Source organism: Rathayibacter sp. VKM Ac-2760 (genome assembly GCF_009834185.1).
Classification (GTDB): domain Bacteria; phylum Actinomycetota; class Actinomycetes; order Actinomycetales; family Microbacteriaceae; genus Rathayibacter.
The window spans coordinates 3,933,313-3,945,731 of record NZ_CP047173.1 but is presented as its reverse complement, the minus strand read 5'-3'; the positions used below and the strand labels follow the sequence as shown (position 1 = coordinate 3,945,731).

Here is a 12,419-nt window from a genome sequence, read left to right as displayed (position 1 = left end):
CGCGGGAGGCGCCCGGGACGGACCGCGGCAGGGCGCGGTCGGGAGCGCGCACGAGCGAGGTCGGTGCGCGGGAAGGAGAGGGTGTGCCGATCAGGCCGCGGCGGGCGCGCGCGAGTTCGAGAGCCGCCAGGTGCCCAGACGCCAGGCACCGCTGAGGCGGTGCAGGGGCGTGGACTCGGGCACGGCGGGACTCCTCGGGCGGGGCGGGCGACGGATCGGGGGGGACCGTCTCCGAAGGACCCTATGCGGCCCCGGCGTGCCCCGACGAACCGACAGATGAAGGTTTACGCGCCCGAAACCTGACGAAACGAGTCGGTGATCCGTCGCCGCATAGGGTCGACGGGCACGGGAAAGACGACAGGCGGGGATCCGTCATCGCGACATTCCCGATCCTGCTGTCGCGATCACGGAAGAGGCTCTGCCCATGACCACCCCCACCATGACCATCACTGCCACCACCACGCCCACTGTCAGCGTCTACCTCGCCGGCTTCGAGGTCTTCGCGCCCGACGGCCCCGAGATCGCCGAGCGGATGCGCGCCACCTGCCGCCGCTACGGGCTCGAGCCGATCTCGCCGCTCGACAAGGGCGCCGACGCGGATCAGGGGCCGGCACTGCACGGCGAGGCGCTCGCCGACCTGATCTACGCGAACAACATCGCGATGATCGAGCGGGCCGACGCGATCCTCGCCAACCTCAACCACTTCCGCGGGCCGGACCCCGACGCGGGCACCTGCTTCGAGGTCGGCTACGCCGTGGCGCGCGGCAAGGCCAGCTACGTCTACGCCTCGGACGGCGCGACCGCCGTGGAGCGCACCCGGGACTTCTTCGGACCGGTCACCCCCGACGGCGCGGGCGGCTTCACCGACGCGGACGGCTTCACCGTCGAGAACTTCGGCGCGCCGTTCAACCTGATGCTGTCCTCGTCGAGCACCGTCGTCCTCGGCGACTTCGAGGCCTGCGTCGCCCGGCTCGCGGCGGACGCGGCGGCGGGCGTCGTCGCGAGCGCCGTCGCCGCGTGAGCATCGCCGAGCTGCTCGCCGCGCTCGCCGCGGGCTCCGTCTCGGCCGTCGAGGTCGCCGCCGACCGGCTCGCCGCCGTCTCGGCGCAGTCGGGCACGGTCGTCGCCTGGGACGAGGAGGCGGTGCTGAGCGCCGCCCGCTCCGTCGACGAGCGCCGCCGCCGCGGGGAGCCGCTCGGCGCGCTCGCCGGTGTCCCGCTCACCGTGAAGGACTCCTTCGAGGTCACCGGCCTGGACGGCAGCGTCGGCACGGCCGAGAGCGTGCACCGCTCGCTCGCCGACGCACCCGCGGTCGCCGCGCTGCGGGCCGCCGACGCTGTGATCCTCGGCAAGACGAGCGTGCCCCCGCACCTCGACTCCTTCGACACCGTCAACACCGTGCACGGGCGGGCGGCGAACCCGTGGGGCGCGCGGCTCACGGCGGGCGGCTCCTCCGGCGGGTCGGCCGCGGCGGTCGCCTCGGGGCTGTCCTGGGGCGACCTCGGCAGCGACCTCTCCGGCTCGATCCGCGTGCCGGCCGCCTGGAACGGCGTCTGCGGGCACCGGCCGAGCAGCGGAGTGATCTCCAAGCGCGGGCACCTGCCCTGGCCGGTCGGGACGCGGCTCGAGCCCTCCGCGTCCGCCGCGGGGCCGATCGCCCGGAGCGCCGACGACACGGCGGCGCTCTTCGCCGTGCTCGCGGGGTCGACCGCCGCCGGACCGTGGCGGCTGGCCTTGCCCGAGCCGCGGTTCTCGCGCGTCGGCGGGCTGACGGTGGGCCTGTGGCTCGCGGAGGAGAGCGCGCCGGTCGACGACGAGACGGCGGCGGCGCTCGCCGCACTCGCCGACCGGCTCCGCGCTGCCGGCGCGACGGTCGTCGATCTCGGGCCGTCCGTGCTCGGCACCGCGGAGGCGGAGGCGCTGTTCGACCGGCTGATCCTGCACGAGATCAGCTACCCCGGCGGCCCGGGCGCCCCTGTGGCGCAGGTCTGGGCCGACTGGGACGAGCAGCTGCGGCTGCGCGCGGAGTGGGAGCGGGACATCGCCGGGGTGGACGTCGTGCTCGCGCCGGTCGTGCCGTTCGCGGCGCCCGCGTTCCCGCTCGCCGAGGCCGACCGCCGGGCGATCGGCCGCTGGAGCTGCCTGGCGAACCTCGCGACGGGGCCGTCGACGGTGCTCCCGATCGGTCTCGGCGCGGCGTCCGGCCTGCCGCTCGCCGCGCAGCTGATCGGCGCGCACGGCGACGACCTCGCGACCCTCGGCGCGGCCCGCCTGCTGGCGGCCGAGGGCCTGGTGCCGCGGGAGCTGCGGGCGCCGGAGACGGCTGCGGCGTGAAACGCCGTCCCTGACGCACCGGACAAAGAAAAAAGAAGACCCGGCCCCAGAGGGGCCGGGTGGTATTCGGAAAGCGTAGCCGGGGGCCGCGCGCTCTGCACGGCACGAGCACCGTGGCTGGCGCTGATTGTCCGTTCGCTCGAGCCGGCCCGTCCGCACGGGGTGCCACCGCGCTTCACCCGCGCCGCTTCACCATCCGCCAGTTCACCAGCTTCACGCCGGCGCGCACCGGGTGCTGCTCGGCGATCGCGACGAAGCCGTGGCGCACGAAGAAGGGGCGCGCAGTGATGCTCACGTCCGCCGACAGCTCCGGCGCGTCCGGCGCCTGCGACTCGGCCTCGGCGAGCAGGCGGGTCGCGACGCCGCGGCGGAGGAAGCGCGGGGCGACGAACATCATGTCGATCCAGCCGTCGGCGCTGACGTCCGAGAAGCCGGCCAGCTCGCCGTCGACGGTCGCGACGAAGGCGTTCCGCGCCAGCATGGCGGTGTGCCAGGTCGGGACGTCGCGCTCGCCGGCCCAGGCGCGGATCTGCTCGGGGGAGTAGTCGGCGGCGGCCGTTTCGGTGACGGCGGCGAGGAAGACGGCCAGGGTTCCGACGGCGTCGGACTCGGCGTACGGGCGGATCGCGATCGGAGGCACCTCGACACACTCCGCGCGAGATGCCACGTATGAGCTCGACACGCCGAGGAATCGCGTCACAAGTGGCATCTCGCGAGGGGCGTCAGCGCCCCAGCACCCGCGCGTAGACCCGGAGGTAGTCGTCGACCATGCGCTCGACGGCGAAGCGGCGGACGGCCGTCTCGCGGACCAGCGCGCGGTCGAGCCGGCGGGCGCGCGGGACCGCGGCGGCCGCCTCCGCGACGGAGCCGATGACGAAGCCGGTCACGCCCTCGTCGACGATCTCGGGCATCGACCCGCGCCGGTACGCGATCACGGGGGTGCCGCAGGCCATCGCCTCGACCACCGAGAGGCCGAACGGCTCGTCGAAGCCGATCGGGTGCAGCAGCGCGGCTGCTGAGCCGAGCAGCGCCGCGCGCTCGGCCGGACCGACCGAGCCGGCGTAGACCACCCGGTCGCCGTCGACGTGCAGCTCGACCTCCTCGCGCCAGTAGCGCTCGTCCTGCACGATGCCCGCGATCACGAGGCGCAGGCCCGCCGCGGCGGCGATGCGCACCGCCTCCGCCGTGCCCTTGTCGGGGTGGATGCGACCGAGGATCACCAGGTCGTCGCCGCCGGACGCGGAGAACGGCAGCTCGTCGAGGTCGATGCCGTGGTGCACGGTCGCGACGTAGTCGAGCTCGGGCGAGCGGTCGCTCTCCGAGATCGAGACCAGGTTCGCGGTCAGCGGGTGCCGCAGCGCCTCGCGATAGGCGGGCAGGATGCCCGGGCCGGAGAAGCCGTGCACCGTCGTCACGAGCGGCACCGGCCACTGCGCGGCGAGCGCGAGCGGCAGCCAGTCGAGGTGGTTGTGCACGAGGTCGAACTCGCGGGAGCGGGCGAGCGCGTGCGCGATGTGCAGCGACTCCTGCACGCGGCCGTCGGCGCCGGACTCGGCGTAGCCCTGCGGCACGACACTCGAGAGTCGGCCCGCGGTCTCGGAGTCGCCGGTCGCGAACAGCGTCACATCCACACCGCGGCGCACGAGCCCCTCGGTGAGGAGGCTCGCCACCCGCTCCCACGGCCCGTAGTGCCGCGGTGGGGTCCGCCACGCGACGGGCGCGAGCATGCCGACCCGCAGGCCGCTCAGGACAGGCGTCACGCCGCCGCCTGCGCGAGCTCCGCGCGGCGGACGACGAGCGAGGTGTGCAGGGCGGCGATGGTCGACTCCGCGCCCCGGTTCTCGTTGCGGCCGGTCGGCGTCAGGCCGTCGTAGCCGGCGCCGGTGACGGGGTCGATCATCACGGTCCCGGAGTCGTTGACCCCGCGGAACCAGGCCCAGCACGCGGCCAGGCCGTCGCGCCAGAGCGGATCCTCCTCGATCGTCAGCGCGCGGGCGCAGGCGGCCGCGAGCGCCGCGACCTCGATCGGCTGCTGGTCGAAGAGCGCTTCCGTCTCGCCGGGGCCGCGGCCCGCGACTCCGCAGACCGACAGGCCGTTCTCACCGGACTCGAGCGCGAGCAGGAACGCCAGCTGGTGGAAGCCGCGGCTGAGCAGCACGGGGTCGCCGAGCGCCGCGCCGGCCGCGAGCAGCGCCTCCGGCACGCAGCCGTTCGCGTAGCGCAGGCGCGGCTCGGGCCAGGGCCAGTCGGCCTCGGTGATCGTCAGCAGCGGCGCGTGGTGCAGCAGCGCCGAGCCGTCCGCGACGAGCTGCGCCGCGGCGGCGCTCTCGGGATGCGCCTCGAGCACCTCGACGGCGCCGAGTACGGCGGAGGTCATCGCGCGCAGGTGCGGAGAGCGCCGCGCGGCGAGGCGCAGGAACAGCCGCATCCCGCGGTGCCGGCTGAGCGGCAGCTCCGCGTGCGCTGCGACGACTCCGGCCGCCCAGACGGCTCGGCCCCACCAGTCGCCGAGCGACGGCTCCTCCGGCGACTCGCCCTCGGCCGAGACCCGGTTGCGCACCGAGCCGTCGGCGGCGGTCGCCCGCTCGAGGAAGCGCAGGTACTGCTCGGTCAGCCGCCGCGTCACCTCCGACTGCTCCGGCTCCTGCACCACGACGATCAGCGCGCGCGCCACGTCGTCGACGCAGTAGCCGTGCTCGCGCCGCGGCACGTCGAGAAGTGCGTGCTCGAAGAGCCCGCCGGCGTCCGTGAGCGCGTCGAGGTGGGAGTAGGGGAGCGTCACGCCGCCCGCTCCACCCGCAGGCGCTCGACCAGGTCGAGGTAGCGGCCGGCCGCGGCGGGCCAGGAGAGGGCGGTGGACAGCACGTCGAGATGGGGAGTGGCGACCGTGGTGCCGGCGAGCACGTCGCGCAGGGCGTCGGCCATCGCGGCCGGGTCCTCGTGCGCGACGGTCCGGCCGCGGTGGCCGGTGAGCAGCTCGAGCGCGTGCGGGAACGCGGTCGCGACGATCGGGCGGCGGGCGGCCAGCGCCTCCACCAGCACTCCGGAGGTGACCTGGTTGCGCGAGTCGTAGGGGAGCAGCACGGCGTCGGCCTCCGCCACCGCGGCGGCGAGCTGCGCCGGGTCGAGGTAGCGGCCGTCGAGCGCGACGTGGTCCTCCAGCCCGAGCTCGGCGACGAGCGACTCCCGGTACGCCTCCCCGTGCGAGGCGACGACCTTCGGGTGCGTCTGCCCGAACACCGTGTAGTGCGCGTCGACGCCGGCGTCGCGCAGCAGCGCCGTGGCGCGGATGCCCCACTCCAGGCCCTTGCCCGGGCCGATCAGGCCCCAGGTGATGATCCGCGGGCTCGCGCTCGGCGTCGCGCGGTCGGCCGCGCCGGTCCAGACGGGGACGCCGTGGGCGATGACGCCGACCTTGCGGGTGTCGACGGAGTAGCGGCGCTCGAGGATGTCCGCGGCGACGGCCGTCATCACCACGACGGCGTCGGCGAGGGCGGCGACGCGCTCGAGCACCGAGCGCTGGCTGTCGCTGGGCGTCTCGAGGACGGTGTGCAGGACGACGATCGCCGGGACCGTGAGCTGCTCCATCAGCGCGAGGACCTCGTCGCCGTCCGGGCCGCCGTAGATGCCGTACTCGTGCTGGATCACCGCGACGTCGCTGCGGCTGAGCTCCGCCGCGGCCTGCGCGATGCTCGCCGGGTCGCCCGCGACGAGCTCGGCGACGACACTCCGGCCGACGGCCGAGCCGGGGACGGCGAGCTCGTCCATCACGCGGACGGTGCGGATCGTCGCGCCGTGCTCCGCGGTCAGGGCGTCGCCGAGCGACTGGGCGAAGGTGGCGAGGCCGCAGCGGGTCGGCGGGAAGGTCGAGAGCATTCCGACGACAGCGCCGCTGCCGTGCGCGAAGGAGAGGTGCTGCGTGGGGGGAAGGGGGTGCGCCATGATGACTCCAGCCGCGGTCGTGCGGCCTGGGGGGAGCGACCGCGAACGGGCGAGGCGACTGCCGGCCGGCACCCCTCGCGGGATCGCGGCAAGCGGATCCGGTCCATCGCCGGCGGACCGGTCCTGAGTGCCGTCACCCTAGAGGGGGCGGATGAACATTCGGGGGCGACTTCGTTCTCCGGCCATCGAGATGCCACTTGTGCGCGGTTTTCACGGCGTGTCGCGTGCACAAGTGGCATCTCGCGGCGGGGGTCAGACCTGGGGGGCGGCGTAGCCTGCTGGCATGCATCGAGGGGCGGCCGGGCGGTGGGGGCGCGTCTACTTCGCCGTGCAGGCGCTTGGCGGGGCGGTTTGGTGGCCGGCGGTCGCGCTCGTCCCGGCGGTGCGGCTGGCGACGCTCGGCCCGCTCGATCCGGTGCCGGTCGCGGTGCTCGACCTGCCGCTGTTCGTCGGCGCCTCCGCCCTCGCGGCGCTCGGGGTGCGCTGGGCGGCGTGGACCGCGACCGTCTGGACCCTGCTCGTCACTGTCGCGCTCGCTGCCATCGCCACCGTCACAGGGGAGGCCGGCCGGGGCGTCCTCCTGATGCTCGCGGCGTCCGGCGGCTCGGTCGCGGCGCTCTGCCTGCTGACGCTCGGGCGCATCCCGACGCGCTGGCTCGCGACCGGGCCGTTCGCCTTCCGGCTCGCCGCCCGCGGTCGCACACCGCTCGCGCACCTCGCGGCGACGCTCGGGCAGATCGCGGTGTTCTGGGGCGGCGCGCTCGTCGTGATCCCGCTGGTGATCGCCGCGCTGGAGTCGCGGTGGGGGCTCGCCGTCGGGTTCCCGGAGCCGCTGCGCGCCGCCGGTCTCGTGCTGCTCGTGCTCGCGAGCGCGCTCGGGCTGTGGTCGGGGGCGACGATGTCGCTGCTCGGCGACGGCACCCCGCTGCCGGTCGCGATGACGAACCGCCTCGTGATCGCCGGCCCGTACCGCTGGGTGCGCAACCCGATGGCGGTCGCGGGGATCGGCCAGGGCGTCGCGGTCGGGCTGCTGCTGTCCTCCTGGCTGGTCGTGGTCTACGCGCTGCTGGGCTCGCTGGTCTGGAACTTCGCGGTGCGCCCGCTCGAGGAGGCCGACCTCGAGGCGCGGTTCGGCGCCGAGTTCCGGCGCTACCGCGACGCCGTGCGCTGCTGGCTGCCCGGGCGGCCGGTGCCCGGCGCGCGCTGACGGCCGCCCGCCTACGATGGTCCGGATGACGATCGACAGGGCGACCGCCACCTCCGAGCGCGCCACGGCTCCGCGCCCGGGCGACCGCTCCGTCCTCGCCCGCCGCATCGGCCTCGGCATCGCGCTCGTCGCGGCCGCCGCGCTCCTCCGGGTCCTCTCGCCCGACGCCGCCGGCGACGTGCTCTCCGACGCCGTGCGCGACTTCCTCACCCTCGCGATCAGCGTCGTCATCGAGTCGCTGCCGTTCATCTTCCTCGGCATCGTGCTCTCGATCGCCGTGCAGCTCTGGGTGCCGGAGGCGGTGCTGCTGCGGATCCTGCCGAAGCGCGCCCTGCCGCGCCGCCTGGTGATCTCGCTGCTCGGCGTGCTGCTGCCGGTCTGCGAGTGCGGCAACGTGCCGCTCGCGCGCGGGCTGATCGTGAAGGGCCTGTCCGTCTCGGAGTCGATGACGTTCCTGCTCGCGGCGCCGATCGTCAATCCGATCACCATCATCACCACCTACCAGGCCTTCGGCTGGGCCGACGGGATCCTGGTCTGGCGCATCGTCGGCGGCTTCGTCATCGCGAACCTGGTCGGCTGGATCTTCAGCCGGCACACCGACCCGATGGCGCTGCTGACCCCGCGGTTCCGCGCCGCCTGCGAGGCGGGCGAGCGGCCCTCCCGCACCGTCCGCGCCAAGGCCCGCCGCAGCGTGCTGCTCTTCGCAGAGGAGACCGGAGCGATGCTGCCGGCCCTCTTCGTCGGCGCCGCGATCGCCGGCCTCATCCAGGTCGGCGTCTCGCGCGACGTCCTGACCACCCTCGGCGGCGACCCGCTCTGGTCGGTGCTCGCGCTGATGGTGCTCGCCTTCGTGATCTCGATCTGCTCCAACGTCGACGCGTTCTTCGTGCTCTCCTTCGGCTCGACGTTCCTGCCCGGCGGCATCATCGCGTTCCTCGTCTTCGGCCCGATGATCGACATCAAGATGCTCGCGCTGCTGCGCACCACGTTCTCGGCGCGCACCCTCGTGCGGATCACCGCGCTGGTCGGTCTCTGCGCCGCCGTCCTCGGCCTGGCGGTGAACTATGCGCTCTGAGCGCCTGCTCGCCCGCTGGAAGGGCGTCGTCCTCAGCCTGATCGGCGTCGTCTCGACGCTTTGGCTCGCGGCGACCGGCCGCCTCGGCCTCTACATCCACCCGCGCTACTTCGAGTTCTCGGTGATCCTCGCCGCCGTCGCGGCGGTGCTGCTGATCTGCGCTTTCGCGATCGTGCCGGGGGTGGAGGAGGACGACGGGCATGCGGAGGACCACCTCCACGAGCACGCCCCGCGCCGCCGCTGGCGCGCCGGGCTCGCCGCGCTCGGGAGCCTCGCGGTGATCGCCTGCGCCGCCGTCGCGCTGCTCGTCGTGCCGCCCGCCGCGCTCACCGCCTCGACCGCGACCCAGCGCGAGGTCAACACCAGCGCCGTCGACGCCTCCGTCACCGCCCAGGCGCCCACCGGCGACACCGCGTCCTTCACCGTCCGCGACTGGGCGACGCTCCTGCGCCAGGGCGCGAGCGAGCAGTTCCTCGCCGGCCGCACCGCGACCGTCAGCGGATTCGTCACCCCCGACGCGAGCGACCCCGAGAACGTCTTCTACGTCGCCCGCTTCATCGTCACCTGCTGCGCCGTCGACGCGCAGCCCGTCGGCGTGCCGATCCACCAGCCGGGCTGGGCCGACACCTACGCCGAGGGGAAGTGGCTCGAGGTGACCGGCGGATTCGCCGCGAACCCGAGCGTCACGAGCGCCGAGGCCGTCGTCCTCGAGCCCGACGTCGTGACCCCGATCGACGAGCCGGCGATGCCGTATGTCTACTGAGCGCCGTCCTTCTCGTGAGCGCAGGGGCGGGGAGCGCAGCTTCTCGAGGGTCTTCTGGGGCGCCACCGCCGTCCTCGTCCTCGCCGTCGGCGGCCTGACCGCCGCGACGATCGGCAAGGGCCCGCGGGTCGCCTCGCTCGAGGTGAGCACCGCCGGCGTCGTCGAGCGCGACGGCGGCCGCGCCCGCGTGCACCTCGACCAGGCGATCGAGCCGGACGCCCTCGACCGCGTCCGCGTCACTCCCGAGACCCCGCACAGCGCCGAGCTCGACGGCGGCGTGCTCACCGTCACCTTCGACGACACCCTCCGCTACGCCACCGACTACGAGATCGCGATCGACGACGCGCAGGGCACCGCGACCGGCGCCGAGTCCGACCTCTCCGCCGCCTTCACCACCAAGAACCCCGACCTCTTCACCCTCGACCGCACCGCCGACGACCCGGCCCAGCCCGACGCGATCCGCGTCCGCCCGCTCTCCGGCGGCGAGACCCGCGTCCTCTACACCGCCGACCGGATCCAGGACTACGCCGTCGTCGGCCCCGTGCTCGTCGTCGTGACGCTCGAGCCCGACGACACCACCCTCATCCGCACGCTGACCCTCGACACCGGCTCCGAGGGCGTCATCCCGCTGCCCGGCCCCGGCGTCGTCCGCGAGCTGCACGCCTCGCCCGAGAAGGGCGTGCTCGGCTGGACCTTCACCGGTGCAGCTCCCGGCGGCCCGCTCGACCGCGCGCTCTACGCCTACGACCTCACCGACCAGAAGGCGGAGGCGGTCGCGATCACCGGCATCGACGGCGGGCCGCTGCGCGCGACCGACTGGATGTTCGTCCCCGGCACCACCTCCGTCGTCACCCACTCGCTCGACGACACGGTGCTGCTGGTCGACCTGCTGACCCCCGGCTCGATCAGCCCCCTCGGCCAGCACGCCGAGCTGCGCGGCTTCGTCCCCGGCGCGAACCGCCTCGTCGTCGCCGACCCCGACTCCGGCTCGGTGATCGACCTCGCCGACGGCTCCGTCGAGACCCTCGCCCTGCCGCCCGCCGACGTCGGACCGACCACCTCGCCCGTGCAGCTCCTCCTCCTCGACTCCACGAGCTACCTCGAGCTCGAGGCCGACTACTCGCCCGACACCGGCGCCGTGCAGTACTCCGTCGTCCGCGTCGACGCGAGCGGCACCACCGAGATCTTCCGCACCTCGCCGACCGGCCGGATCCGCAGCATCTGCCTCTCGCCCAACGGCCAGTTCGCCGCCGTCGAGGCCGTCTCGGTCGAGGGCGTCCCCGACGACTACCCCGACGTCCCCGGCTTCAGCGCCACCTCGACCGTGCTGGTCGACCTCGGCACCGGCGACACCTCCCGCAGCGTCAACGGCGTCTCCCGCGACTGGTGCGCGTAGGCCCTCCCCGTGCTGGTCGAGTAGCCCCGGAGGATGGTGGGCGAAAGAACGCGGCGGCGGTTCCTCCCCGTGCTGGTCGAGTAGCCCCGCAGGGGCGTACCGAGACCCGCCGTCGTCAGCAGGTCGGGTCTGCAGCCCTCGCGCCGCCGGACCTCCGGCTCGCGGAATCACCTCCGGCTCGTCGAATCTGCTGTTTCCGGCGTGCCGGAGTCGGTTTCGCGAGCCGAAGCTAGACGCCCGGGGACCTCCGGCTCGCGGAATCACCTCCGGCTCGTCGAATCCGCTGTTTCCGGCGTGCCCGAGTCGGTTTCGCGAGCCGGAGCTCGACGTCTGGGACTTCCGGCTCGCAGAATCGCCTCCGGCTCGCTGAATCCGCCGTTTCCGGCGTGCCCGAGTCGGTTTCGCGAGCCGAAGCTCGACGTCTGGGACTTCCGGCTCGCAGAATCGCCTCCGGCTCGCTGAATCCGCTGTTTCCGGCGTGCCCGAGTCGGTTTCGCGAGCCGAAGCTCGACGCCGGGGACCTCCGGCTCGCAGAATCACCTCCGGCTCGTCGAATCTGCTGTTTCCGGCGTGCCGGAGTCGGTTTCGGGAGCCGGAGCTCGACGCCGGGGACCTCCGGCTCGCAGAATCGCCCTCGGCTCGCTGAATCCGCCGTTTCCGGCGTGCCCGACGCGTTTTCACGTGCCGGAGGTGACCCGCCCCGGCAGTCGCGCGTCCTTGAGCCGCAGCGCCGGCCGCTCCACCAGCCACCACGACGCCACCGCGAGCAGGAGCGTCACCGCCACGACGAGCGCCAGGTTCGCCGCCATCGGCAGCCGCCCCAGCACCTCCAGCACCAGCTGCTGCACCGGGTAGCTCCACAGGTACAGCCCGTAGGAGAAGTCCCCGAATCGCGCCGCCTGCCGCAGCCAAGGCAGCGATCCGGTGCCCACCACGATCACGAGCACCGGCAGCGCCACCCAGAGCGCCACCTGCTGCAGCGGAGTCCCGGCCGCGAGGAGCAGCACCGCGAGCGCCACGACACCCGCCGGCCAGCGCAGCCATCGAGCCGGCACCAGCAGCCGCACCGCCGCGGCCGCCGCGAAGAACGCGCACAGCTCCGCGGAGGACCCGACCGCCCCGCCGATCCCGGTCACCACCGCGAGCCCCACGAGCGCCACCACCGCGAGCACCCCGCGAGCCCGCCCCCGCCCCGGCACCCACCGCAGCGCCAGCACCCCCAGGTAGCAGCAGAACTCCACCCCGAGCGTCCACAGCGACCCGTTCACCGCCGGCCGCGCGTGCACCGCCGAGTCGAAGACGCCCGGCAGCTCGTACTGCGCCAGCAGCGGCACGTTGAGCGCATACGCCCAGGTCTGCCCGGACGAGAAGTACACCCCGACCGGCAGCGTCGTCACCAGCGGCCCCAGCACGAGCATGCTCACCGCGACCACGACGATCAGCGCCGGGAAGATCCGCAGCACCCGGTGCCAGAGGAACCGCCCCGCGCTCGGCGCCCGCTCCATGCTCCCCGCGATCAGGAAGCCGCTGACGCAGAAGAACACCGAGACCCCGAGCGAGTGCACCGGCAGCCCGAGCAGTCGCGGCGCCGGCTCGCCCAGCAGCACCGCGCCGTGCCCGACGACGACCATCAGCGCCGCCGCCAGCCGCAGGGCGTCGAAGTCGTTGCCGCGCGCAGTCACGCCCTCACCGTACGGGAGGG

The 12,419-nt window shown here is 74.2% G+C and carries 11 protein-coding genes; 6 read left to right on the top strand and 5 right to left on the bottom strand.

Annotated features, from left to right (window positions below):
• The first annotated feature begins 424 nt into the window (after positions 1–424).
• Positions 425–1,021 (top strand): nucleoside 2-deoxyribosyltransferase, encoded by a 597-nt coding sequence (locus tag GSU72_RS18050; RefSeq protein WP_208545101.1) that lies wholly within the window; start codon positions 425–427, stop codon positions 1,019–1,021.
• Positions 1,018–2,334, top strand: a complete 1,317-nt coding sequence (locus GSU72_RS18045; protein ID WP_159986270.1) for an amidase family protein — start codon at positions 1,018–1,020, stop codon at positions 2,332–2,334. Before GSU72_RS18050 ends, GSU72_RS18045 begins: the two co-directional genes overlap by 4 nt.
• Positions 2,335–2,509: 175 nt before the next feature.
• Here the strand turns inward: GSU72_RS18045 and GSU72_RS18040 are convergent, their stop codons facing one another.
• The 4 genes from GSU72_RS18040 to GSU72_RS18025 all read right to left on the bottom strand — a co-directional run bounded on the left by GSU72_RS18040 (position 2,510) and on the right by GSU72_RS18025 (position 6,276).
• The gene (locus GSU72_RS18040; RefSeq protein WP_244255877.1) at positions 2,510–2,974 is read right to left on the bottom strand and encodes a GNAT family N-acetyltransferase; all 465 of its coding nucleotides are present in this window, start codon (positions 2,972–2,974) and stop codon (positions 2,510–2,512) included.
• An 82-nt stretch (positions 2,975–3,056) separates the two neighbouring features.
• The gene (locus tag GSU72_RS18035; RefSeq protein ID WP_244255876.1) at positions 3,057–4,094 is read right to left on the bottom strand and encodes a glycosyltransferase family 4 protein; all 1,038 of its coding nucleotides are present in this window, start codon (positions 4,092–4,094) and stop codon (positions 3,057–3,059) included.
• Positions 4,091–5,116, bottom strand: coding sequence for a glycosyltransferase (locus GSU72_RS18030; RefSeq protein WP_159986268.1), 1,026 nt, complete (start codon positions 5,114–5,116; stop codon positions 4,091–4,093). Before GSU72_RS18030 ends, GSU72_RS18035 begins: the two co-directional genes overlap by 4 nt.
• Positions 5,113–6,276, bottom strand: coding sequence for a glycosyltransferase (locus GSU72_RS18025; protein ID WP_159986267.1), 1,164 nt, complete (start codon positions 6,274–6,276; stop codon positions 5,113–5,115). The genes GSU72_RS18030 and GSU72_RS18025 overlap by 4 nt, the downstream gene beginning before the upstream one ends.
• Before the next feature lie 283 nt (positions 6,277–6,559).
• Here GSU72_RS18025 and GSU72_RS18020 point away from each other — a divergent pair, with 283 nt between their 5' ends.
• From GSU72_RS18020 to GSU72_RS18005, 4 genes are read left to right on the top strand one after another with little or no spacing between them, the layout of a single operon-like run.
• The gene (locus GSU72_RS18020) at positions 6,560–7,483 is read left to right on the top strand and encodes an isoprenylcysteine carboxylmethyltransferase family protein (RefSeq protein ID WP_159986266.1); all 924 of its coding nucleotides are present in this window, start codon (positions 6,560–6,562) and stop codon (positions 7,481–7,483) included.
• Positions 7,484–7,508: 25 nt separating this feature from the next.
• On the top strand, positions 7,509–8,558 hold the full coding sequence (locus GSU72_RS18015) for a permease (protein WP_159986265.1): 1,050 nt from the start codon (positions 7,509–7,511) through the stop codon (positions 8,556–8,558).
• Positions 8,548–9,321, top strand: coding sequence for a TIGR03943 family protein (locus GSU72_RS18010; protein ID WP_159986264.1), 774 nt, complete (start codon positions 8,548–8,550; stop codon positions 9,319–9,321). Before GSU72_RS18015 ends, GSU72_RS18010 begins: the two co-directional genes overlap by 11 nt.
• Positions 9,311–10,717 (top strand): hypothetical protein, encoded by a 1,407-nt coding sequence (locus GSU72_RS18005; RefSeq protein ID WP_159986263.1) that lies wholly within the window; start codon positions 9,311–9,313, stop codon positions 10,715–10,717. Before GSU72_RS18010 ends, GSU72_RS18005 begins: the two co-directional genes overlap by 11 nt.
• 677 nt (positions 10,718–11,394) lie before the next feature.
• Here GSU72_RS18005 and GSU72_RS18000 read toward each other — a convergent pair.
• Positions 11,395–12,399 carry an acyltransferase gene (locus GSU72_RS18000; RefSeq protein WP_159986262.1) on the bottom strand — a complete coding sequence of 335 codons (1,005 nt, stop codon included), beginning with the start codon at positions 12,397–12,399 and terminating at the stop codon, positions 11,395–11,397.
• Positions 12,400–12,419 lie beyond the last annotated feature (20 nt).

What these genes read in the sequence shown, in the direction of transcription:
- GSU72_RS18020 (WP_159986266.1), top strand. Translation starts at nt 6,560, where the DNA reads ATGCATCGAGGGGCGGCCGGGCGGTGGGGGCGCGTCTACTTCGCCGTG.
- GSU72_RS18010 (WP_159986264.1), top strand. Translation starts at nt 8,548, where the DNA reads ATGCGCTCTGAGCGCCTGCTCGCCCGCTGGAAGGGCGTCGTCCTCAGC.
- GSU72_RS18005 (WP_159986263.1), top strand. Translation starts at nt 9,311, where the DNA reads ATGTCTACTGAGCGCCGTCCTTCTCGTGAGCGCAGGGGCGGGGAGCGC.
- GSU72_RS18015 (WP_159986265.1), top strand. Translation starts at nt 7,509, where the DNA reads ATGACGATCGACAGGGCGACCGCCACCTCCGAGCGCGCCACGGCTCCG.
- GSU72_RS18025 (WP_159986267.1), bottom strand. Translation starts at nt 6,276, where the DNA reads ATGGCGCACCCCCTTCCCCCCACGCAGCACCTCTCCTTCGCGCACGGC.
- GSU72_RS18050 (WP_208545101.1), top strand. Translation starts at nt 425, where the DNA reads ATGACCACCCCCACCATGACCATCACTGCCACCACCACGCCCACTGTC.